The organism is Streptococcus sp. 27098_8_82 (assembly GCF_041431615.1).
GTDB classification, from domain to species: domain Bacteria; phylum Bacillota; class Bacilli; order Lactobacillales; family Streptococcaceae; genus Streptococcus; species Streptococcus sanguinis_K.
Genome location: NZ_JAPVYB010000002.1, coordinates 145,345 through 167,097, shown reverse-complemented (window position 1 = coordinate 167,097; position 21,753 = coordinate 145,345). Strand labels below are relative to the sequence as shown.

General features: G+C 44.3%; 20 protein-coding genes and 1 pseudogene. 20 read left to right on the top strand and 1 reads right to left on the bottom strand.

The genetic code is table 11. The features are described 5' to 3' along the window. The first annotated feature begins 139 nt into the window (after nt 1-139). On the top strand, nt 140-1,039 hold the full coding sequence (locus tag O3627_RS04105; protein ID WP_002917539.1) for a YafY family protein: 900 nt from the start codon (nt 140-142) through the stop codon (nt 1,037-1,039). Nucleotides 1,040-1,098: 59 nt separating this feature from the next. Next, nucleotides 1,099-1,713, top strand: a complete 615-nt coding sequence (locus O3627_RS04100; protein ID WP_002917537.1) for a GyrI-like domain-containing protein — start codon at nt 1,099-1,101, stop codon at nt 1,711-1,713. A gap of 57 nt (nt 1,714-1,770) precedes the next feature. Here the strand turns inward: O3627_RS04100 and O3627_RS04095 are convergent, their stop codons facing one another. Next, nucleotides 1,771-4,032 carry an ATP-dependent Clp protease ATP-binding subunit gene (locus O3627_RS04095; RefSeq protein ID WP_268686102.1) on the bottom strand — a complete coding sequence of 754 codons (2,262 nt, stop codon included), beginning with the start codon at nt 4,030-4,032 and terminating at the stop codon, nt 1,771-1,773. 249 nt (nt 4,033-4,281) lie between these two features. Between O3627_RS04095 and O3627_RS04090 the strand changes: the two genes are divergently transcribed. The 18 genes and pseudogenes from O3627_RS04090 to O3627_RS04005 all read left to right on the top strand — a co-directional run bounded on the left by O3627_RS04090 (nt 4,282) and on the right by O3627_RS04005 (nt 21,656). Continuing rightward, entirely contained in the window at nt 4,282-4,512 is a 231-nt protein-coding gene (locus O3627_RS04090; RefSeq protein ID WP_002896146.1) for a DUF1797 family protein, read from the top strand. 189 nt (nt 4,513-4,701) lie between these two features. Continuing rightward, nucleotides 4,702-5,556 carry a bifunctional methylenetetrahydrofolate dehydrogenase/methenyltetrahydrofolate cyclohydrolase gene (locus tag O3627_RS04085; RefSeq protein ID WP_125381864.1) on the top strand — a complete coding sequence of 285 codons (855 nt, stop codon included), beginning with the start codon at nt 4,702-4,704 and terminating at the stop codon, nt 5,554-5,556. Beyond that, on the top strand, nt 5,553-6,326 hold the full coding sequence (locus tag O3627_RS04080; RefSeq protein ID WP_125381862.1) for an HAD hydrolase family protein: 774 nt from the start codon (nt 5,553-5,555) through the stop codon (nt 6,324-6,326). The genes O3627_RS04085 and O3627_RS04080 overlap by 4 nt, the downstream gene beginning before the upstream one ends. Nucleotides 6,327-6,433: 107 nt before the next feature. Next, a complete protein-coding gene (locus O3627_RS04075) occupies nt 6,434-7,276 on the top strand; it encodes an NAD(P)H-hydrate dehydratase (RefSeq protein WP_125381860.1) in 843 nt (280 codons plus the stop codon). After that, nucleotides 7,252-7,483, top strand: a pseudogene (locus O3627_RS04070) (initiator RepB protein). The gene O3627_RS04075 and the pseudogene O3627_RS04070 overlap by 25 nt, the downstream one beginning before the upstream one ends. Continuing rightward, nucleotides 7,428-8,768 (top strand): exodeoxyribonuclease VII large subunit, encoded by a 1,341-nt coding sequence (xseA, locus tag O3627_RS04065; RefSeq protein ID WP_002921922.1) that lies wholly within the window; start codon nt 7,428-7,430, stop codon nt 8,766-8,768. Before O3627_RS04070 ends, xseA begins: the two are co-directional and overlap by 56 nt. Further along, nucleotides 8,746-8,958 carry an exodeoxyribonuclease VII small subunit gene (locus O3627_RS04060; protein ID WP_002896137.1) on the top strand — a complete coding sequence of 71 codons (213 nt, stop codon included), beginning with the start codon at nt 8,746-8,748 and terminating at the stop codon, nt 8,956-8,958. The genes xseA and O3627_RS04060 overlap by 23 nt, the downstream gene beginning before the upstream one ends. After that, nucleotides 8,955-9,830, top strand: coding sequence for a polyprenyl synthetase family protein (locus O3627_RS04055; protein ID WP_002902610.1), 876 nt, complete (start codon nt 8,955-8,957; stop codon nt 9,828-9,830). The genes O3627_RS04060 and O3627_RS04055 overlap by 4 nt, the downstream gene beginning before the upstream one ends. Further along, nucleotides 9,823-10,638: a TlyA family RNA methyltransferase gene (locus O3627_RS04050; RefSeq protein ID WP_002902611.1), complete on the top strand. Its 816-nt coding sequence runs from the start codon at nt 9,823-9,825 to the stop codon at nt 10,636-10,638. Before O3627_RS04055 ends, O3627_RS04050 begins: the two co-directional genes overlap by 8 nt. Further along, a complete protein-coding gene (locus O3627_RS04045; RefSeq protein ID WP_002902614.1) occupies nt 10,631-11,062 on the top strand; it encodes an arginine repressor in 432 nt (143 codons plus the stop codon). The genes O3627_RS04050 and O3627_RS04045 overlap by 8 nt, the downstream gene beginning before the upstream one ends. 8 nt (nt 11,063-11,070) lie before the next feature. Then, complete coding sequence (gene recN, locus O3627_RS04040) at nt 11,071-12,729, top strand: DNA repair protein RecN (protein ID WP_002900883.1); 1,659 nt, start codon at nt 11,071-11,073, stop codon at nt 12,727-12,729. A 52-nt stretch (nt 12,730-12,781) separates the two neighbouring features. Further along, a complete protein-coding gene (locus O3627_RS04035) occupies nt 12,782-13,510 on the top strand; it encodes a metallophosphoesterase (protein ID WP_002900882.1) in 729 nt (242 codons plus the stop codon). A 283-nt stretch (nt 13,511-13,793) separates the two neighbouring features. Continuing rightward, nucleotides 13,794-14,627, top strand: a complete 834-nt coding sequence (locus O3627_RS04030) for a DegV family protein (protein ID WP_125381858.1) — start codon at nt 13,794-13,796, stop codon at nt 14,625-14,627. Nucleotides 14,628-14,739: 112 nt separating this feature from the next. Further along, nucleotides 14,740-15,015, top strand: coding sequence for an HU family DNA-binding protein (locus O3627_RS04025; RefSeq protein ID WP_002896125.1), 276 nt, complete (start codon nt 14,740-14,742; stop codon nt 15,013-15,015). 332 nt (nt 15,016-15,347) lie between these two features. After that, on the top strand, nt 15,348-18,935 hold the full coding sequence (locus tag O3627_RS04020; protein ID WP_125381856.1) for an LPXTG-anchored SHIRT domain periscope protein: 3,588 nt from the start codon (nt 15,348-15,350) through the stop codon (nt 18,933-18,935). Nucleotides 18,936-19,157: 222 nt separating this feature from the next. Continuing rightward, on the top strand, nt 19,158-19,589 hold the full coding sequence (locus O3627_RS04015; protein WP_125381854.1) for a Fur family transcriptional regulator: 432 nt from the start codon (nt 19,158-19,160) through the stop codon (nt 19,587-19,589). Between the two features lie 478 nt (nt 19,590-20,067). Further along, a complete protein-coding gene (locus tag O3627_RS04010; protein WP_371621295.1) occupies nt 20,068-20,814 on the top strand; it encodes a hypothetical protein in 747 nt (248 codons plus the stop codon). 149 nt (nt 20,815-20,963) lie between these two features. Continuing rightward, complete coding sequence (locus O3627_RS04005; protein ID WP_002898001.1) at nt 20,964-21,656, top strand: phosphoglycerate mutase; 693 nt, start codon at nt 20,964-20,966, stop codon at nt 21,654-21,656. Nucleotides 21,657-21,753 lie beyond the last annotated feature (97 nt).

The window sequence follows — 21,753 nt, the reverse complement described above, 5'->3', positions numbered from 1 at the left end:
AGAAAAAGAATGATAGTCCTTGAAAGAAATCTCCTTAAAATAATAAATTCCTTCCTCCGACCGTTTAAAAAAACTCTTCTTTATGGGAATAGTAAAACATTTATAGGAGAAATTGTTATAATAGGAGCGAGGTGGTTTTATGACAGAAAGCAGACTTTTTAAAATCTTATATCTTCTTTTAGAGCAAGGTCGCACAACAGCTCCCGAATTGGCCTCACTATTTGAAGTATCTATTCGGACCATCTATCGAGACGTAGACAAGCTGAGTTTGGCAGGAATCCCTATCTATTGCAGCCCAGGCAAGGGCGGGGGTATTTTTCTGATGAAGGATTTTGTCTTAGACAAGGCCTTGTTTTCAGAGTCTGAGAGGGATGAGCTATTAGCTGCTCTTCAAGGCTTCCAGATTTTAACAGATGGCGAGCAGGTAGAGACCTTGGCTAAGCTGCAGTCCTTGTTTCAAGTTCAGGCAACATCCTGGCTAGAGGTGGATTTCACTGACTGGCGCAAAAAAGTAGATCAGAAAGAACTGTTTGATACTATTAAGCAGGCAATCTTGCAAAGAAGAGTCTTGTCTTTTTCTTATTTGAATGGGCGTGGAGAAAGAGAGCAGCGCAAGCTAGAGGCGCTGAAGTTAGTATTTAAAAGCCAAAACTGGTATGTTGCTGGCTTTTGTCGTTTAAGACAAGCTCCGCGCTTTTTTAAACTCAGCAGAATGAGAGACTGTCAGATGTTAGAGGAAAGATTTAAGCAGAGAGTCTTGGATGAGAAATTTAGCCCTGAGGGACGGCTAGGAAATACTGTAAAAGTCCTCTTGAAATTTGACCGGAAGCATGCCTTTCGGGTGTACGAGGAGTTTTCAGAAGCAGAGATAGAGGAGACTGATGGGAGCATTTATGTCGAGACGCATTTGCCGAGTCACGATAGTCTTTATACCTACTTGCTATCCTTTTTGGATGGAGTTGAAATCTTGGAGCCGTCTCGGTTACGGGAAGAATTCAAAGAAAAGTTAAAAGCTATTGCCGATATTTATAAAAGCTGACAGAGGTTGTCAGCTTTTCTTTGCTATACTGTTTGTAGTAAAGAAAGGAGGGCTCTCTCATGAAATATGAATGGAGAAAAGCCAATCGTGAATTATATCAAATTAAGTCTAAACCCTGTCTTATAGATGTTCCTGCCCAGACTTTTATCATGATTGACGGCAAGGGCAATCCTAATGCTGCTGACTTTTCGGAACGAGTTGGTGCTCTGTACAGTTTAGCCTATGCTATCAAGATGAACTACAAAAAGACAGCGGCCGAGCAAGAATTTACTGATTTTACAGTCTATCCCTTGGAAGGGCTTTGGCAGCAAGAGCAAGCAGGAGAACTCATTAAAGAAGAATTGATTTATACTATTATGATTGGCCAGCCGGACTTTATCACTGGAGAGATGGTGAAAAAGGCTCTGGAGCAGATCCGTGTCAAAAAGCCTAATCCTCTCTATGACGAGATTCGTTTTGAAGAAATGACGGAAGGAGAGTGTGTCGCCATGCTGCATCTGGGTCCTTTTGACGAAGAACCTCAATCCTTCGCTAAAATGGATGCCTTTTGCCAGAATCACCAGCTGACACGGATTTCACACACTCATAGAGAAATCTACCTCAATAATCTGAATCGGACAAACCCTAGCAAGCTGAAAACAATTCTGCGCTACAAGGTTCAGAAGGATAAATAAAGAAATAGAGCAGAAAACAGTTAGTTTTCTGCTCTATTTTGTCGAAATTCATTTTTCTTATTGTGATGAATTAACGGACTCTGTGCTTTCAGTTTTCTTTGCTGACTTGATGAGAATCTTGCCATTGCTGGTCATGATAGCTTTGAGCTCTTTTTCGCTTGGATTTTCCAGATAAAAGTCAGTAATAGCATCTTCGATATGGTCCTGAATGGTACGGCGCAGTGGGCGAGCGCCCATTTTTGGATCGTAGCCCAGGTCAACCAATTTTTCCTTGACCTTCTCCGTAACATCCAGATGAATGTCATTGGTTGCCAAACGTTGATTAACATCGTCCAGCATAAGGTTGACGATTTGCAGCAGGTTGTCCTTGCTGAGCGCCTGGAATTCGATAATGCCGTCAAAGCGATTCATAAACTCAGGACTGAAGAAGTTGCCCAGCTCACCTAAGACGGAGTTGGTGCGGCCTTCACGCGCTGCCCCAAAGCCAACGTTGGCTTCAGATTTGCCAGTTCCTGCATTGGATGTCATGATGATAATGGTGTCCTTGAAGCTGACAGTCCGGCCTTGACCATCGGTCAGGCGGCCATCATCTAGAACCTGCAGGAACATGTGCATAACATCGGGATGGGCCTTTTCCACCTCATCCAGTAGAATGAGTGAGTATGGATTGCGGCGGACGCGCTCAGTCAATTGACCAGCTTCATCATAGCCAACATAGCCCGGAGGTGCACCGACAAGCTTGGCTACGCTGTGTTTTTCCATATATTCACTCATATCAAAGCGAATCATGCTGTCAGCCGAGCCAAACAGCTCAATGGCTAGTTGCTTAGACAACTCAGTCTTACCAACACCAGTAGGTCCGACAAAGAGGAAGCTGCCAATTGGGCGATTAGGACTTCCTAATCCGACCCTGTTGCGGCGGATGGCCTTGGCAATCTTATCTACAGCATCGTCTTGACCGATGACATGAGCCTTTAAGTCGCTGGCAAGATTGACTAGTTGAGACTGTTCCTTTTCTTTGAGGTCACCAACTGGGATATTGGTCTTTTGCTCTACAATGTGCTCAATCGTTTTCTCGCTGATAATTGGAGTATCCTTGTCTAGCACACTTGTCTGCTGGAGTTCCTTGTACTTGGCTATCTGGTCGCGGAAGTAAGCCGCCTTCTCGAAGTCTTCGTCGCGGGTTGCCTGAGCCTTGAGATTTTCGGCCTCAATCAGACGATGGTCAATGACCTTGGGATCAACGAAGTTGAGGGTCAGATTCATCTTAGAACCAGCCTCATCCAAGAGATCAATAGCCTTGTCTGGCAGGAAGCGGTCTTGGATGTAGCGGTTGGAGAGAAGGGCAGCCGCTTCAATAGCCGCATCTGTGTACTTGACGTGATGGTAGTCTTCGTATTTTTTCTGAATCCCTTTGAGGATGGTAATCGTTTCCTCTACCGTCGGTTCGTCTACCTTAACTGGCTGCATACGGCGCTCCAGTGCAGCATCCTTCTCAATGATACGGTATTCATTGAGGGTGGTTGCTCCGACCATCTGGAGCTCACCACGAGCCAGAGCTGGTTTGAGGATGTTCCCAGCGTCCATATTGCCATCGCCAGCTGAGCCTGCTCCAACAATTTCATGGATTTCATCAATGAAGAGAATGACATCCTGACGAGAACGAATCTCATCAATGAGCTTCTGCATCCGTTCTTCAAATTGGCCACGGATACCAGTTCCCTGTACTAAACTGACAACGTCTAGGCGGATAACTTCTTTGCCTTGGAGTTTATGAGGCACATCACCATCAACAATTTTCTGGGCCAGACCTTCCACCACGGCTGTTTTTCCGACTCCTGGCTCTCCTATGAGAACAGGATTGTTTTTGGTGCGGCGGTTGAGAATTTCAATGACACGGACGATTTCTTCATCACGGCCAATAACAGGATCAATCTCGCCGCGGCGAGCCAACTCTGTCACGTTGATACCAAACTCTTCCAGCAGACCTTTTGGCTTTTGCGGACTTGGCTGAGGCTGACCACCCTTGCTAGGATTGGAACCGTAGCCGCCACCGCCTCCATAGGCTCCGCCAGATTGGGTAGGAGGAGTAGTTGGTTCCTGAGGCTGTTGGAAATTGCTGAGGCTGTTGAAGAAGTCATCGATAGGATCTGTTCCGTGATTGTTGGCATTAGCAATTCCGCCGAACAAGGAATGTTCAGGGTCTGTTTTCATGATTTGGTAGCAGTTTTGGCACAAATCCACCTGCTGTTTATGTCCATTTACATTGGTATAAAGGTGAATCGTAGATTCATTTATTTTACAATTTTGGCAAAGCATGCAGATACCTCTTTTCTTTTAGTGTGCAAGCTATTTATAGAAATAATTAAAGGTCAAAAATAGTCAAAGTTTTATAGTTTCATTATATCAGTATTCTCGAACTTTGCAAGAATTTACTACAAAATCCTCTCTTAGACCGAGCAGAATGAAAACAAATTCTTGAAAAATTACAAAAAATTGGCTTTTAGTGGTATTTCAGTCGCTATTTATGGTAAAATAAGAGGGAACTAAGTAAATAGGAGAAACAAAATGGAATCACATTTAGTTAGAATTATCAACCGCTTAGAAGCTATGGCTAAGGATGGCGGAAATTTAAAACGTAATTTTGAGCGTGAAGGAGTGGTTGTAGCAGAAGTAGCTTACAGTTACGACGAAGAAAACGGCTCTGTCTTCACCTTGCGTGACGTTGCAGCGCGTGAGACCTATACTTTCGACAGCATCGATTTGATTGCAATGGAAATTTATGAATTACTCTACTAAAAAGCACTTAGCTGCTTTTTATTTTTACCCTTTTTATCTTATTTTGAAAAAGATTTAGTAGGTCTGAAAATTGTACCACTAGGTGCCAATGAAACCCCGCTTTATAACCTTGTATAAGAAAAAGTTATAGGCTGGGCACAGATTTTTTTGGTATAATGAAAAAGATAATGAAAAAGAAATGAGAATGACATGGCGCAGATTATTGATGGTAGAGGTTTGGCAGAGAAGCTTCAGAAAAAATTAGCCGAAAAAACGGCTCGCCTCAAAGAAAAGACAGGTCAGGTGCCGGGCTTGGTAGTGATTGTGGTGGGAAATAATCCGGCCAGTCAAATCTACGTGCGTAATAAAGAGCGCTCAGCCTTGGCTGCTGGCTTTCGGAGTAAGGTAGAACGTCTGCCAGAAGAAACCAGCCAGGAAGAGCTCTTGAGCTTGATTGAAACTTATAATCAAAATCCTGACTGGCATGGCATTTTGGTCCAGCTGCCCTTGCCTGAACATATTGATGATGAAGCTGTGCTTCTAGCCATTGATCCAGACAAGGATGTTGATGGCTTTCATCCGCTTAATATGGGCAAGCTATGGAGCGGTCATCCTGTTATGATTCCGGCTACTCCTGCAGGCATTATGGCTATGTTCCATGAATATGGTGTTGAACTAGAAGGCAAGCGAGCGGTCGTCATCGGGAGGAGTAATATTGTCGGTAAGCCCATGGCTCAGCTCCTTTTAGCTAAGAATTCAACAGTGACCCTAACGCATTCGCGGACCCACAATCTAGCCAAGACTGCTAAGCGGGCGGATATTTTGGTGGTGGCTATCGGTCGTGGACATTTTGTGACCAAGGACTTTGTCAAGGAAGGGTCTGTTGTCATTGATGTCGGTATGAACCGAGATGAAAATGGCAAGCTGATTGGCGACGTTAAGTTTGATGAAGTGTCTGAACTTGCCAGTCTGATTACCCCTGTACCTGGAGGTGTTGGGCCTATGACCATTACCATGCTGATGGAGCAGACCTACCAAGCCTTTAAACGGAGTCTTGAATCATGAAATTTGTTTTTGATTTGGATGGGACCTTGTCCTTTGATTATATGACGATTGATGAGGAGATTAAGCAGGTTCTGCTGACGGCTCCTCAGTTTGGGCATGAAGTTCTGTTTGCTTCGGCGCGTTCCTATCGAGATTGTCTGGGACTATTAGGTCCGGAATTGAGTCAGCAGATAGTGATTGGCCTGAACGGCGGAGTAGCTTATCAGAAGGGACAGCTGATGTTTGAGCGCCAGCTGCATCAGTCGAGTTATCAAGCCATTCTAGATACTTGTTTGACCTATAATTTGCCTTTTTTCGTTGATAATACTTTTGACTACAGCGGCCAGATTTTAGAAAAAATCCCTTTTATTGCCAGTGTAGATCCTCTCAAGCGGGCAAGACGGCTGGAACTGACTGAACTCCAGCATCCTATTAAGCTTGTTATTTACATGGGGAATCATGAGCAGCTCTTAGATGATGTACAGGCTCGTTTTGCAAACTTGCTCAATCTGAGTCTAGACTATCATGAACATGAGAAATGTTTTTATATCAATCCGGCTGAAACCAATAAAGCTTCAACTGTAAAGGAACTCTGCGGTTCGGATTATGTGGCTTTTGGTAATGATCAAAATGATATCCAGCTCTTTAAGAATTCTCTCTACGCTGTGCAGGTTGGGGATTTTTCGGACTTGAGCGATTATGCGGATGAGCAGGTTGCTTTTCAGGAAAATTTACCCAAGGCAGTCGCAGCAAGAATCTTACAAAAATTTTCAGATTTCCGAGAAAAATAGCTTTCTTGCGATACGAGGCACCTGTTTAGGTGCCTTTTGGTGTATAATAAAGATAGGTTTGGTCATCTTGAGACAAGTGCAGGATGAAGTTAGTCTAGGAGAATATCATGTCAAAAAACGCTGAAAATATTTTAAAAAGAGTCATTAGGGAACGCCCTTTGGATAGCCACAAGGGCGACTACGGCCGTCTCTTATTGATTGGGGGGACCTATCCTTATGGGGGCGCCATTATCATGGCAGCTTTAGCAGCAGTCAATAGTGGGGCCGGTCTGGTGACTGTTGCTACAGACAGAGAAAATATCGCCCCTCTGCACAGTCATTTACCGGAGGCCATGGCCTTTGACCTAGAGGAGCAAGACCGATTGACAGAGCAGCTGGTTAAATCAGATCTAGTCTTGATTGGTCCTGGCTTGGCGGAGAATCAACTAGGCCTAGATATCCTACAAAAGGTAATCCAGACTGTGGCAGAACAGCAGATACTCATCATGGATGGCGGAGCCATTTCACTCTATAGCAAGGCAGCTTTGCCATTTCCAAAAGCACAGACAATTTTTACCCCTCACCAGAAGGAGTGGGAAGGTTTATCGGGTTTGAGCTTGTCAGATCAGACAGCGGCAGCCAATCAGGCAGCGGTCAATCAGCTGCCTTTGGGCAATATTGTCGTGCAGAAAAAGCATGGAACGACCATCTATCAAAGTGGACAAGAGCAGGTCTTTGAGCTGAAAGTAGGCGGACCTTACCAGGCAACTGGCGGCATGGGGGATACGCTGGCTGGTATGATTGCTGCTTTTGCGGGTCAGTTCAAGATAAGCAGTCTCTTTGAGCGAGTGGCGGCTGCAACCTTTCTTCATTCCCTCATCGCAGATAAATTGGGTCAGGAAGCTTATGTCGTCCTGCCAACGGCAATCAGCAGAGCCATTCCAAGGTGGATGAAGGAGATGAGTCAGTAGACATTTTCTTGGGTTTTAAGTCAGCTGGGTTTCTTTTGTGGAAGCCCAGTTTTTTTCTTGCTTTTTAGGGGATTTTTAGACTTTGTAATCGGTTTTTTATGCAGTTTTTTGTTATAATAAAAGTTACGGAAAAACTAGAAAGGAAAAGGACATGCCAGAGTATTTGTCGGTTTCGACCTTGACCAAGTATCTGAAGATGAAGTTTGAACGGGATCCTTATTTGGAGCGGGTCTATCTGACTGGCCAGGTGTCCAATTTCCGCCGGCGTCCCAATCATCAGTATTTCTCATTGAAGGATGAGAAGGCTGTCATTCAGGTCACGATTTGGTCTGGTGTTTACCAGAAGTTGGGCTTTGAGCTGGAAGAAGGCATGAAAATAAATGTCATTGGCAGGGTACAGCTCTATGAGCCGAGCGGTTCCTATTCTATCATCATTGAAAAGGCAGAACCGGATGGTATCGGAGCCTTGGCTATCCAGTTTGAACAGCTCAAGAAAAAACTGGGAGAAGAAGGGCTTTTTCAAGATAAATTCAAGCAAGCCTTGCCCCAATTTCCTAAGAAAATCGGTGTTGTAACCAGTCCCAGCGGAGCGGTCATTCGGGATATTATCACGACGGTCAGCCGTCGCTTTCCGGGAGTGGAGATTGTCCTTTATCCGACAAAAGTGCAGGGAGTTGGGGCTGCAGCTCAGGTTGCTGACCACATTAGACTGGCCAATGAGCGGTCCGATTTGGATGTGCTGATTATTGGTCGAGGCGGCGGTTCTATCGAAGATCTCTGGGCTTTCAACGAAGAGGAAACAGTTCGGGCTATTTTTGAGTCTCGGATTCCTGTTATTTCTAGTGTCGGCCATGAGACAGATACGACATTGGCGGACTTTGTAGCAGATCGCAGGGCTGCGACTCCGACGGCTGCAGCTGAACTAGCAACACCGGTCACCAAACTGGACCTGCTGGGACATTTGCAGCAGCAGGAAAACCGCATGTCACGAGCGATTTCCAATCGCCTGAGCTATTATCGCGAGCGCCTGAATAAACTGACTCAGTCGGTTATCTTTCGACAGCCAGAGCGGCTTTACGATGGTCATCTGCAGAAGTTAGACCAGCTCAACCTGCGACTCAAGCAAAAAATTCGCGAATATTATAGTGAAGAGCAACAGCGGGTCAAAATCTTGCAGCATCGTTTGGAAGCATTGAATCCACTCAGTCGCGTTCAGCGTCTTCAAGAGCAGACTGCCCAGTTGGAGCGCTTGCTGCGCAGCAACATGGCGGTCATTTATGATAACAAGGTGGCTCAAGTCAGGAGATTGTCCGAGGCCTTGCTTATGCTGGATACAAGTCGAATCGTGGCGCGTGGCTATGCTATTGTCCAAAAGAATCAAAAGGTTGTCGAGTCAAGTGCAGGCATTGAAGAAAAAGATGAGCTGACCCTGCTTATGCGGGATGGGCAGCTGGAAGTAGAGGTAAAACATGTCCAAAGAAAAGAAATTTGAAGAAAATTTAGCAGACTTGGAAGTCATTGTTCAAAAGCTGGAAAATGGTGACGTAGCGCTGGAAGAGGCGATTGCGGAATTTCAAAAGGGAATGAAGCTTTCAAAAGAACTTCAGGCTAGTCTGGACAAGGCTGAAAAGACCTTGGTTAAGGTCATGCAGGCAGACGGCACAGAAACGGAAATGGAATGACAAGAAACGAGAAACTGGAAAAAATTGGTCTGACGATTGAAGATTTTTATAGGTCTCAGCAAGTGTCGTCGGATTTATCAGAAGTTATTTTGTACTCGGTGCAGGCTGGCGGCAAGCGGATTCGTCCTCTATTGCTATTGGAGTTGATTCAAGCCTTTGGCCTAGAACTAGCTGAGGCTCACTATCAGGTTGCCTCTGCTCTTGAGATGATTCACACTGGCAGCCTTATCCATGATGATTTGCCGGCTATGGATGATGACGACTATCGTCGCGGCCGCCTGACTAGCCATAAGAAGTTTGGAGAGGATATGGCTATTTTAGCGGGCGATTCTCTCTTTTTGGACCCCTATGGACTATTGGCAAGGGCCGAGCTGCCTAGTCAGGTCAAGGTGGACTTGATTTCTGAGTTGTCTCTGGCGGCAGGGAGCTTCGGTATGGTCGCAGGACAAGTGCTGGACATGCAAGGTGAAGGCCAAGCAATTAGTTTAGAAGATTTAAAGACCATCCATGCCAATAAGACTGGAAAACTTCTGACCTATCCTTTTGTCGCAGCTGGTTTGATTGCTGGGGTCGAGCAGTCTGTTCAAGACAAGCTTCGTAGGATTGGAGAGCTCTTAGGGCTGGCCTTTCAAGTGCGGGATGATATTTTGGATGTGACAGCTAGCTTTGAAGAGCTGGGTAAAACCCCGCAGAAAGATTTAGCTGCGGCCAAGTCGACTTATCCAGCCTTTCTGGGACTGGATGGAGCTAAGAACTTTTTCAATCAGACCCTTGATGAAGCTGTAGACATTCTGAAAGACTTGGAAGAGAAGACAGAGTTTTCAGGCGAAGAAATTCAAAAGATAATAGAAAGTTTGAGATTGAATGGCTAAGGAAAGAGTAGATGTGCTGGCCTACAGACAAGGGCTCTTTGAGACCAGAGAGCAGGCTAAGCGTGGTGTAATGGCTGGACTGGTTATTGCTGCGGCCAATGGCCAGCGCTTTGACAAGCCTGGTGAAAAGATTGACGCAGCCATAGAGCTGCGCTTAAAAGGTGAGAAACTCAGATATGTCAGCCGAGGCGGCCTCAAGCTAGAAAAGGCTTTGCAAGTGTTTGATATTTCGGTAGCGGACCGAGTGACCTTGGATATCGGAGCTTCAACCGGCGGTTTTACAGATGTCATGCTGCAATACGGAGCTAAGCTGGTCTATGCGGTAGATGTAGGAACCAATCAACTGGCTTGGAAGCTCAGACAGGATGAGCGGGTTGTCAGCATGGAGCAGTATAATTTTCGCTATGCCCAAAGGACTGACTTTGAGCAGGAGCCGAGCTTTGCCAGTATTGACGTCAGCTTTATATCGCTGAGTTTGATTTTGCCGGCTCTGCATGAGATTTTGGCTCGGGATGGCCAAGTGGTTGCATTGATCAAGCCCCAGTTCGAAGCGGGCCGCGAGCAGATTGGGAAAAAAGGAATTGTCAAGGATAAAAAGGTCCATCTGGCAGTTCTGGAAAAGGTCATAGCATTTATGATGGAAGCTGGATTTTCTGTTAGGGGACTGGATTTTTCGCCTATTCAGGGAGGTCAGGGCAATGTGGAATTTCTGGCCTATTTAGAAAAGAGCACAGAGCCGCAGTCTCTTGATTCAGCTATGATGATAGCTGTCGTAGAGGCAGCACACAAGGAATTTAAGGATGAATAAGAAGGATAGATTAGAAAAGATTAGACGCTTTGTCAGTGACTATGACATTGGCACACAGGAGGAAATTGTAGAATATCTCAGGGAATCTGGGATTACAGCGACGCAGGCTACGGTCTCTAGGGATATCAAGGAGCTGGGGATTGTTAAGATACCGCTCAAGGATAACACCTATATCTACGAGCTGCCTAAGACCATGACCAGCAGTCTGGGCTTGGCTGAAAATAACGTCCTGTCCTGTCAGGTCTTGGGAAATATGATCAATCTCAGTCTGGTGCCGGGGAGCACAGCACTGGTCAAGCGCCATCTTAGAAATGAATTTGCTGAAGATATTTTCAGTATCTTGGCAGACAACGACAGTATTTTGATGGTTATGATGACAGAGGAAGCAGCTGCAAGGGTTGCAACCATCATTCACCATTGGTAGGAAAGCCTATGTTATTAGAAATTTCGATTAAAAATTTTGCCATTATTGAGGAGATTTCCCTTAATTTTGAGCAAGGTATGACCGTGTTGACCGGGGAAACCGGAGCTGGCAAGTCTATTATTATTGATGCGATGAACATGATGCTGGGCAGCCGTGCTACGACGGATGTTATTCGTCATGGGGCACCCAAAGCCGAGATAGAGGGACTTTTTTCGCTGGAAAATAGCAGAGCTTTGCGAGAGATTTTTGAGGAGCAGGGCTGGGAGTTGACCGACGAGCTGATTATCCGTCGAGAAATTCTGCAAAACGGCCGCAGTGTCAGCCGTATCAATGGCCAGATGGTTAATTTGTCTGTTCTAAAGGCTGTTGGCCAGCACTTGGTGGATATCCATGGTCAGCATGATCAGGAAGAACTGATGAGACCCCAGCTTCATATTGCCATGCTAGATGAGTTCGGAACAGCAGACTTTTTGCATCTCAAAGGCCGCTATCAGGAAACCTTTGACCGCTATCGAAGCCTACGCAAGCAAGTCCTGACTTTGCAGAAAAATCAGCAGGAGCATAAGGCCAGAATTGAGATGCTGGAGTTTCAGATGGCGGAGATTGAGAGCGCAGCCCTCAAAAGTGGTGAAGATACTGCCCTACATCAGGAACGAGATCGTCTGCTCAACCACAAGCTTATTGCCGATACGCTGACGAACGCCTATACCATGCTGGATAATGAAGACTTTTCCAGTCTGACCAATGTCCGCTCAGCTATGAATGATCTTGAGTCTATTGAAGATTACGATCCAGCCTACAAGGAGCTTTCCGGCAGTTTGTCGGAGACTTATTATGTCTTGGAAGATGTCAGCAAGCGCTTAGAGGATATTTTAGATGGACTGGACTTTGACGGAGATCGGCTGCTGCAGGTGGAGAGTCGCCTAGACTTGATTAACAGCATCACACGTAAATACGGCGGCCAAGTAGATGATGTGCTAGATTACTTTGCTCAGATTTCTAAAGAATACAGCCTTTTAACTGGAAGTAACTTGTCCTCAGAGGATATGGACCGAGAGCTGAAGGCCTTGGAGAGAGAGCTGGTAGAGCTGGCCCAGGAGCTGAGTCAGGCTCGTCATGGCCTAGCAGCCCAGCTGGAAGCAGAAATCAAGCAAGAGTTGCAGGACCTCTACATGGAAAAGGCGCGCTTTAAAGTGCAGTTCAGTAAGGGCAAGTTCAACCGTGAAGGCAATGAGCAAGTAGAGTTCTACATCTCAGCCAATCCGGGCGAGGATTTCAAACCTCTGGTGAAGGTTGCGTCTGGTGGCGAGCTCTCCCGTCTCATGTTGGCTATCAAGTCGGCCTTTTCTCGTAAGGAAGGCAAGACCAGCATTGTCTTTGATGAAGTGGATACGGGCGTTTCTGGCCGAGTGGCCCAAGCTATTGCTCAGAAGATTCACAAGATTGGCTCCAATGGCCAAGTCTTGGCCATTTCCCATCTTCCGCAGGTCATTGCGATTGCCGATTATCAGTTCTTTATTGAGAAGATTTCGGATGAGAATTCGACCGTCTCAACGGTTCGCCTGTTGACGGCTGATGAGCGTGTTCAGGAAGTCGCTAAGATGCTGGCTGGTGAAGATGTGACGGAGGCTGCTTTGACTCAAGCCAGAGAGTTATTAAAAAAATAAACAAGCGAGACTGAGACATTAGTGTTTCGGTCTTCTTTAGGAAGGGGCGCATATGACAGAATATTTTGTAATCGGTGATATCCATGGCAAGGCAGGCATGTTAGATGAGCTGCTCCAGCACTGGGATGGTCGCAGCCAACTAGTCTTTCTAGGGGATTTAATAGATCGCGGTGAGGACAGCCGAGCAGTTTTGGAGCGGGTCAAGGATCTAGTGGACCAAGAAGGAGCTGTTTGTCTTTCTGGCAATCATGAGTATATGTTTCTGACCTGGCTGGACAATCCTGAAAAGTCTTATGACCACTACCGACGCAATGGCGGAGATACGACGATTAATTCGCTTTTAGGCCGGCCTCTCAATGCTCCTGTAGATGGAGTAGCAGACGCGGAACGTGTCAAGACGGAGGCGGCAGATTTAGTCGACTTTATTCGTCAGATGCCTTTCCTATTGGAGACAGAGCAGTACGTTTTTGTCCATGCTGGCCTAGACTTGGAGCTGAAAGACTGGCGAGAGACCAGTGATTATCAAAAGGTTTGGATTCGCGCGCCTTTTCACGAAGGCAGCAATCAGACTGGCAAATCGATTGTCTTTGGCCATACACCTACATTTTACCTCTTGCATAAGGCACTGGGAACTGATCAGCTATGGATGACTGAGGATGGCAAGATTGGTATGGATGGCGGAGCTGTCTATGGAGGAGTCCTCCACGGAGTTCTCTTTGGTCATAATGGCATCATAGAGCGGTATGCCATAAAAAATGATGGTTTGGTAGCCGAAGACTGAAAAAGATTGGATTTTCCCAATCTTTTTTTGCTGAGACTCTCTTTTAAGATCAGCATTTTCCTAAAATTTTCCCCAATAAAGCTAAAAAAAGCGGCATGTAAACACTTTTTCATCTAATTTTAAAGAAGCGCAAAAAGATTAAAAAACTAAAACAAGCAGATTAAATTTAGGAAACGCTTGGCCTGAGCTGTGATTTTAGCGAATATTCCCCCACAAAACCATAAAAATTTGGTATAATGTAGTGTAATAACAAGTTAAAATTTAGATACAGAGTAGGAAATCTATGACAAAAATAAAAATCGTAACTGACTCATCCGTAACCATTGAACCGGAGGTTGCTAAGGAATTAGACATTACAATTGTGCCTCTCTCTGTTATGGTGGACGGGGTGGTCTATTCGGATGCAGACCTAGAGGAAGGTGAGTTCCTTCGTCTTATGCAGTCTAGTCGCAATCTTCCTAAAACCAGCCAGCCGCCTGTCGGAGTCTTTGCTGATGTTTTTGAGCGCTTGGCAGAGGATGGAGCACAGATTATCTCCATTCACATGTCTCATGCCTTGTCAGGAACTGTCGAAGCAGCCCGTCAAGGAGCGACTTTGGCTAATGCTGATGTGACGGTTGTTGACAGCTCTTTCACTGATCAGGCTATGAAGTTCCAGGTCACTGAAGCAGCTAAAATGGCCAAAGAAGGAGCTAGTCTAGAGGAGATTCTGACTAAAATCGAGGAAGTGAAGGAAAATACAGAACTCTATATTGGTCTCTCTACCTTAGAAAATCTGGTTAAAGGAGGCCGTATAGGCCGAGTTTCTGGTTTGATTAGCTCCCTGCTCAATATCCGAGTTATCATGCAAATGAAGGACCATCAGCTGGAGCCCATTGTCAAGGGAAGGGGCGCTAAGACCTTTAAGAAATGGCTGGATGATTTGACAGTAAGTCTGCAAAACAAACAAGTGGCTGAAATTGGAATTTCCTATGCAGGCAGTCCAGAATTGGCACTAGAAATGAAGGAAAGTTTACAGCCATATGTCAAGAAACCTATTTCAGTGCTGGAAACAGGGTCCATTATTCAGACACATACAGGGGAAAATGCTTGGGCTGTGCTGATTCGTTACGAATAAAACCATAATAATTTAGAAAATAGCGGCTTAGTACTTGACCTGAATGCTTTTTTTAGATATGATAATATTTGTTAGGGTTATTAACCCAGAAAAAATTTGGAGGATTTGTTAAATGGCTAACAAACAAGATTTGATCGCAAAAGTAGCAGAAGCTACAGAATTGACTAAAAAAGATTCAGCAGCAGCAGTTGACGCTGTATTCGCAGCTGTAACTGAGTACCTTTCAAAAGGTGAAAAAGTTCAACTTATCGGTTTTGGTAACTTTGAAGTTCGTGAGCGTGCAGCACGTAAAGGTCGCAACCCACAAACTGGTAAAGAAATCAAAATCGCAGCTTCTAAAGTACCAGCTTTCAAAGCAGGTAAAGCTCTTAAAGACGCTGTAAAATAATTTTGGTTAATAAAGCCTGATACACTTGCCTCTGGCGAGTATGTCAGGTTTTTCTTTTTGCTCTCAATTCTTGAGCTTAATAAAAGATTTAGGTGCTTCGAGAAAGTTGATTTATGAACTTTCTTGGAGTTTTTACTTTGCAGTAAAGTGAAAGAATTTGTCTCTAAACAAAAGAAAATGATAAGAGATAAACATTTTTAAAGACTTAAAATAAAAAGTTTAAAATTTTAGCAAAAGTGCTTTTAAATCATAGGTGTTTATGATAAAATGAAGGGAGCATTTCTTTTTGTGTAATGATTGCGAGATCATTGAAAAAGTTTAGGAGGTAAGAAATGAAATGGAAACCACTTCAGGGCTCACTGCGCCCTGTTAATCCTTATGGCAGCAAATTTCGCCTGCTGATGGGATTGTTTGTCGTGCTTTTTTCAATCTTTCTACTCCCCATGCAGACATTGTCTGCCTTGGAGGAGCTGAAGGATGGAACGGATTTGTCCAAGTTGAATATTCATAAGTTTGACTTGAATGTTAACAATGTCAGTGTTCTTTCTAAGTCAGAGGCGATTGAACAAGTTCATTTGACTAATCCAAATTATGAGTATCTGGGAGCAGTTTATCCTGGAGAAATGGAAAATTTCACCATCAAAGTAGACAAGTCTCAAAAAGCAGATCAGGTCTTTAATAAGCCGCTTTCTCTTAAGTTCTCTAATGTTGGAACGGCTTATGGAAAACAAGTAGATGCCTATCTGACTTTTAATAAGGTAACACTCCACTATCTGAACTCATCTACAGCAGAAGCTCAGATGAATGATGCTCAAAAAAATGCAGTTGAATTTTTCTCTATTTCAGAGTTGTGGGAGAGAAGCGCTTTTGAGATTGGGAATATCCCATATGTGGATGCGGCCCATAATAACATTATGAACAAAGCTTTCTGGGTGGAGGCTGATGTTACAGCAGAGCTACGCTATGCGGATGGTTCGGATACAGATTTGAAGTTGGTTATGAAACCGACTGACATTGATGTAGTTGACGGCTTTGGTCTAAAAGAGTCTTTCTATATTAATGATTATAAAAATGCTGTTGATAAGCGCTTGATGAACAATGCCAATGCTTTGAATCAAACAGATCAGAGCGGTCGGACAATTTGGGAAGCAACGACTTCAACTAGCGGTGCTGCTAATGAAAACAACATCTCTGGTTTGGCCGTTCGTTCTGCAGATAACACATTGAATTTCGGTTATTTATCAACAGAAGCTTGCTCGGCAGTCTTTGGTCTTTATATTGAAAAAGTTGATCCCAAGCCAGTCTTAGAAGTGGATCCAGTTAAGATTCCAGCTAAGGAAGGTCAAGAGATGACTTATAAGGGAACCTTCAAGATTCCAGTTCCTGGTAAGGATATTTTGGCTACACCGACTACTATTGAGATGACTGAAACCTTTGACGAGCGTCTGGATTACAAGGAGCTCAAGGTTGAGGCTGGCGGCAATGCCTTGCAGGAAGGTCGTGATTACACGATTGAAAAGAAAGGCCAGACCGTTACGGTCAAGATGACACCGGAGTATGTTAAAGCAAATTCTTCTCAGGATATAGTCATTACCTACAAGACTGCAACCAATCAAAAGGTAGCAGAAAAGGGTGCTGCAACGATTACAAATACAGTGATTTTAAAAGTAGATAATCTTTCAGCACCATCTAATCAAGTTACTACTGACTTGCTCTATGAAAAGAAACATGAATTTATCAGTGGCACTGCTGGTAAGGAACTCCCGCAGGAAATCAAAGACCTAACACCAGAAACAGAAAAGAATCTGGAGAATGGCACTAAGGCCACTCCGACACAACCGGCTAAGACGGAAGTGCATACGGCAGATGGCACATGGACCTTTAAGTCTTACGACAAGGCAGAAGAGACGATTAACGGAGCAGATGCGCACTTTGTTGGTACCTGGGAATTCACCCCAAATCCAACTTATAAGACGACACACGAGTTCGTTAGTGGTACAGCAGGTAAGGAATTGCCACAAGAAGTGAAATCCTTGCTTCCATCCGACAAGCCTGATTTAGCAGATGGCACTAAGGCCACTCCAACCCAGCCGATGAAGACAGAAGTGAAGACCGCTGATGGTACTTGGACCTTCAAGTCTTACGACAAGGCAGAAGAGACGATTAATGGAGCGGATGCACACTTTGTTGGAACATGGGACTTTACACCAGCGCCAACCTATAAGGTGACCCATGAGTTCGTCAGTGGTACAGCAGGTAAGGAATTGCCACAAGCAGTGAAAGATTTGCTTCCAAGCGATAAATCTGATTTGGCAGATGGCACCAAGGCTACTCCAACACAACCAGTCAAGACGGAAGTGAAGACCGCTGATGGCACTTGGATCTTCAAGTCTTACGATAAGGCTGAAGAAACTATCAATGGAGCGGACGCTCACTTTGTTGGTACATGGGAATTCACAGCAACTCCATCATCAACTTATAAAGCAGTGCATGAGTTCGTTAGCGGTACAGCAGGTAAAGAACTGCCACAAGAAGTGAAATCCTTGCTTCCAAGCGATAAATCTGATTTAGCCGACGGTACGAAAGCCACTCCAACACAACCAGTCAAGACAGAAGTTGAAACATCTGATGGCACTTGGAGCTTCCAGTCATATGACAAGAACGAAGCAACTATTAATGGTGCAGATGCTAAATTTGTTGGAACTTGGACGTTTGTGGCGAAGCCTAGTCCGGCACCAACCTACAAGGCTACACATGAATTTGTCAGCGATACAGCAGGTAAGGAATTGCCACAAGAAGTGAAAGCTTTGCTTCCAAGCGATAAATCTGATTTGGCAGACGGCACTAAGACCACTCCGACCCAGCCGGTGAAGACAGAAGTTGAAACATCTGATGGCAGCTGGAGCTTCCAGTCATATAACAAGAACGAAGCAACCATTAATGGTGCAGATGCTAAATTTGTTGGAACTTGGACGTTTGTGGCGAAGCCTAGCCCGGCACCAACTTACAAGTCAACCCATGAATTTGTCAGCGGTACAGCAGGTAAGGAATTGCCACAAGAAGTGAAATCCTTACTTCCGACTGATAAATCTGATTTAGCCGACGGTAGCAAGACCACTCCAACACAGCCGGTGAAGACAGAAGTTGAAACATTTGATGGCAGCTGGAGCTTCCAGTCATATGACAAGAACGAAGCAACTATTAATGGTGCAGACGCTAAATTTGTTGGAACTTGGACTTTTGTGGCAAAGCCTAGTCCGGCACCAACTTACAAGGTGACCCACGAATTCGTTAGTGGCTCAGCAAGTAAGGAATTGCCTCAGGAAGTGAAATCCTTGCTTCCAGCCGACAAGCCTGATTTGGCAGATGGCACTAAGGCCATTCCAACCCAGCCGGTCAAGACGGAAGTGAAGACAGCAGATGGCACATGGAGCTTCCAGTCATATGACAAGAACGAAGCAACTATTAATGGTGCAGATGTTCACTTTGTCGGTACTTGGACTTTTGCAGCTGACTCAACTACGCTTACTGGCAGTGTGATCTGGATTGACAATGATAACGCTGCAGATCGCCGACCACAGAGTGTCCTTGTTCACTTACTTGCAGATGGACAGGATACAGGCATCAGCGTAACTGTTAATGAGGCGATGGGCTGGAAATATAGCTTTGAAAACCTGCCTCGCTTCAAGGATGGGAAAGAAATCGTCTATAGTGTCCGCGAGGACGAAGTGGAAGGCTACAGCAATCAAGCTGAAGGCATGAATGTAACCAATCGCTTGCTTGTAGATGCTCAAGTTAAAGAGATTGGCAAGAAACGAATTCTGCCTAAGACTGGCCAAGATACATCTATCTGGATGCTGATTCTTGGATTCTTGACTCTTGGAGGAGCAGTTGGCTTGATCAAACGCCAGCGTGACTAAGATTAAGCGTTAGTAAAAAGCTTTGAAAATCTAGAATATATGAAAAGTCTGTTATCTCAACTTTTGTTGGGAATAGCAGGCTTTTTATTTTTGGCAGGAAAATCAAGGCACTGATAGAATTTAAAATTTTAGGTCTTATTTACAATCATTCTTAATAGCCAAGTAAGCCTAGTCATGGTATAATGGTAATGACTTAGATGAGAGGCTATAACGGAGTAAATAATGAAACAAGAACATCAGCATGACTTTGACCAAGTAATTGGCCATTTGCGCGCCAAGGGTGTGCGCATTACAGAAACGCGGAAGGCGGTAATTGACTATATTATCCAAAGTCACGACCATCCTAGCGCTGAAATGATATATCAGGACTTGAAGCCCAATTTTCCTAATATGAGTCTGGCAACAGTTTATAATAATCTCAAGGTTCTGATTGATGAGGGGTTTGTCGCTGAGCTCAAGGTTCGCAATGATACGACGACCTACTTTGACTTTATGGGCCATCAGCACCTCAATGTTATCTGTGAAAAATGTGGCCGTATCGCTGATATGGAGCTGGAACTTCCTGATGTGAAGCATGAGGCTGAAGTGCAGACTGGCTATCACATCACCCAAAGCCAGACGACTGTCTATGGCCTATGCCCCCAATGCCAGTAAGAGGCGGTGTGACTGCGAGAATGATTAGGAGTTTTTGGAGTCTCAAAGACGAACAAAGTTGTGACTTGCTTCGCAAATTCTATCTGCAACTTCAAAGCAGCAATTTGACAATCGGCTATTGTGTCAAGATTCTATTTCTAATAAAAAGCAAGGCTAGAACTTATGTCTCTTAGCCTTTTTCTATGTGTTTTAGCAAGGCATGTTCGCAGGATATCATCTGAGCTTAGAGACGTTGGTACCTAGTCAAGTACAGCACTTAGCAAGATCAGATATTTTAAGTACAACCCCTTATATACTTATGCTATTATTTTACAGGCCAATTCTCTTTTGATATAATGAAAGCAGAATAAAGCCTTGTACAAAGAGATTCAAAGAGTTCTGAAGGATTTACAATATAGGTAAATTCGTCATAAGTCTGTAGTATCGAAATCTTTAAGGGGTATTACTTTGTGGGTAGGTTAGATTTTTAGGAGGTCTTATGTTCTGGTGGAGAAAGAAATGGCTGGATGAGTTGTCAGACAGTGATGAATCGCCTCTTTTGGAATGTCGTCATCTTCTCTTTGAAGAGGAAGCTGGCTATCCCATTTGCCCCTCTTGCGGTGGACTCATAAAAGAGAATTTTCCTAAGAAAGGCGCGGACAAAGCACGTCTGCACCTGATATGGGAGAAGATGCAGCGAGTATGGAGTGTAAGATTTGGAAGGGAATTTTCAGCAGCTTTGTTTGTGATACCAGCTATTTTTCTTCCAGAATTTTTAAGCCGTTGGATTTTAACCACTGGAGATTACGGCTTTTCTAGCTTTTTCATTGCTAGCCGTCATACGCCTACAATGATTAGCTTCACTTATGAAGGCTACATTCCTTTATTCATCTTTTTTATGGGCAAAGAACGCTTTAAACGTTTCTCTACTTTTTCTTTAGGATTTGAGCGTTTTCATAAAATCCTTTATTCTTGTCCTGTTCGGCTTGTTACTTTTATCGCTGTTATTTACTTTATTAATATTATTATGCCAAAGATTTATGGGGTTGAAGGAGATGTCTTTATAGGTAAACATAGCCAGCTAACTCCGGCCCAGCATGCTAAAGGTGTAGAACTTTTCATTTTTGTCAATATGCTCTCTATCTGGATTGTGTCTGGCTTACTGCTTATTTATCAGTTGATAGACAGGCGGCGGACTTGGTGGCTTAAGGAAGCCAACGAGGTTTATCTATCTGGTGGGTGTTAGGGCAAAGGTTTCTGCTCGGAAATACAAAAGCGCTTTCTTGTTGAAAAAGGTCTGATTTGACGAAATAGGCTAGCTTTTTAGGCGAAAATTTTGTAAAATAGAATAGATAAACGGGGACTGCCTCGGAAAATAAAAGGAGAATCCATCTAATGGTAAAATTAGTTTTTGCTCGCCACGGTGAGTCTGAATGGAACAAAGCTAACCTGTTCACTGGTTGGGCCGATGTTGATTTGTCTGAAAAAGGTACACAGCAAGCAATCGACGCTGGTAAACTGATTAAAGAAGCTGGTATCGAGTTTGACCAAGCTTACACTTCAGTATTGAAGCGTGCGATTAAGACAACTAACCTTGCTTTGGAAGCAGCTGATCAGCTTTGGGTACCAGTTGAAAAATCATGGCGTTTGAACGAGCGTCATTATGGCGGTCTGACTGGTAAAAACAAGGCAGAAGCAGCTGAGCAATTTGGTGATGAGCAAGTGCATATCTGGCGTCGTTCATACGATGTATTGCCTCCAAACATGGATCGCGATGATGAGCACTCAGCACACACTGACCGTCGTTATGCTTCACTTGACGACTCAGTTATTCCAGATGCTGAAAACTTGAAAGTTACTTTGGAACGTGCCCTTCCATTCTGGGAAGACAAGATTGCTCCAGCTTTGAAAGATGGCAAAAATGTCTTTGTAGGTGCACACGGTAACTCAATCCGTGCCCTTGTGAAGCACATCAAACAATTGTCTGACGATGAAATCATGGATGTGGAAATTCCAAACTTCCCACCATTGGTATTCGAATTTGACGAGAAATTGAACGTAGTAAAAGAATACTACCTTGGAAAATAAGCTTAAAGGAATCTGAGATTATTCTCAGGTTCTTTGCTTTTACAGAGAGGAAGGACAAGGATTACTAGAAGCTTAGCTGGCAAGTCTTTTCTGTTCC

What these genes read in the sequence shown, in the direction of transcription:
- O3627_RS04105 (WP_002917539.1), top strand. Translation starts at nt 140, where the DNA reads ATGACAGAAAGCAGACTTTTTAAAATCTTATATCTTCTTTTAGAGCAA.
- O3627_RS04100 (WP_002917537.1), top strand. Translation starts at nt 1,099, where the DNA reads ATGAAATATGAATGGAGAAAAGCCAATCGTGAATTATATCAAATTAAG.
- O3627_RS04095 (WP_268686102.1), bottom strand. Translation starts at nt 4,032, where the DNA reads ATGCTTTGCCAAAATTGTAAAATAAATGAATCTACGATTCACCTTTAT.
- O3627_RS04090 (WP_002896146.1), top strand. Translation starts at nt 4,282, where the DNA reads ATGGAATCACATTTAGTTAGAATTATCAACCGCTTAGAAGCTATGGCT.
- O3627_RS04085 (WP_125381864.1), top strand. Translation starts at nt 4,702, where the DNA reads ATGGCGCAGATTATTGATGGTAGAGGTTTGGCAGAGAAGCTTCAGAAA.
- O3627_RS04080 (WP_125381862.1), top strand. Translation starts at nt 5,553, where the DNA reads ATGAAATTTGTTTTTGATTTGGATGGGACCTTGTCCTTTGATTATATG.
- O3627_RS04075 (WP_125381860.1), top strand. Translation starts at nt 6,434, where the DNA reads ATGTCAAAAAACGCTGAAAATATTTTAAAAAGAGTCATTAGGGAACGC.
- xseA (WP_002921922.1), top strand. Translation starts at nt 7,428, where the DNA reads ATGCCAGAGTATTTGTCGGTTTCGACCTTGACCAAGTATCTGAAGATG.
- O3627_RS04060 (WP_002896137.1), top strand. Translation starts at nt 8,746, where the DNA reads ATGTCCAAAGAAAAGAAATTTGAAGAAAATTTAGCAGACTTGGAAGTC.
- O3627_RS04055 (WP_002902610.1), top strand. Translation starts at nt 8,955, where the DNA reads ATGACAAGAAACGAGAAACTGGAAAAAATTGGTCTGACGATTGAAGAT.
- O3627_RS04050 (WP_002902611.1), top strand. Translation starts at nt 9,823, where the DNA reads ATGGCTAAGGAAAGAGTAGATGTGCTGGCCTACAGACAAGGGCTCTTT.
- O3627_RS04045 (WP_002902614.1), top strand. Translation starts at nt 10,631, where the DNA reads ATGAATAAGAAGGATAGATTAGAAAAGATTAGACGCTTTGTCAGTGAC.
- recN (WP_002900883.1), top strand. Translation starts at nt 11,071, where the DNA reads ATGTTATTAGAAATTTCGATTAAAAATTTTGCCATTATTGAGGAGATT.
- O3627_RS04035 (WP_002900882.1), top strand. Translation starts at nt 12,782, where the DNA reads ATGACAGAATATTTTGTAATCGGTGATATCCATGGCAAGGCAGGCATG.
- O3627_RS04030 (WP_125381858.1), top strand. Translation starts at nt 13,794, where the DNA reads ATGACAAAAATAAAAATCGTAACTGACTCATCCGTAACCATTGAACCG.
- O3627_RS04025 (WP_002896125.1), top strand. Translation starts at nt 14,740, where the DNA reads ATGGCTAACAAACAAGATTTGATCGCAAAAGTAGCAGAAGCTACAGAA.
- O3627_RS04020 (WP_125381856.1), top strand. Translation starts at nt 15,348, where the DNA reads ATGAAATGGAAACCACTTCAGGGCTCACTGCGCCCTGTTAATCCTTAT.
- O3627_RS04015 (WP_125381854.1), top strand. Translation starts at nt 19,158, where the DNA reads ATGAAACAAGAACATCAGCATGACTTTGACCAAGTAATTGGCCATTTG.
- O3627_RS04010 (WP_371621295.1), top strand. Translation starts at nt 20,068, where the DNA reads ATGTTCTGGTGGAGAAAGAAATGGCTGGATGAGTTGTCAGACAGTGAT.
- O3627_RS04005 (WP_002898001.1), top strand. Translation starts at nt 20,964, where the DNA reads ATGGTAAAATTAGTTTTTGCTCGCCACGGTGAGTCTGAATGGAACAAA.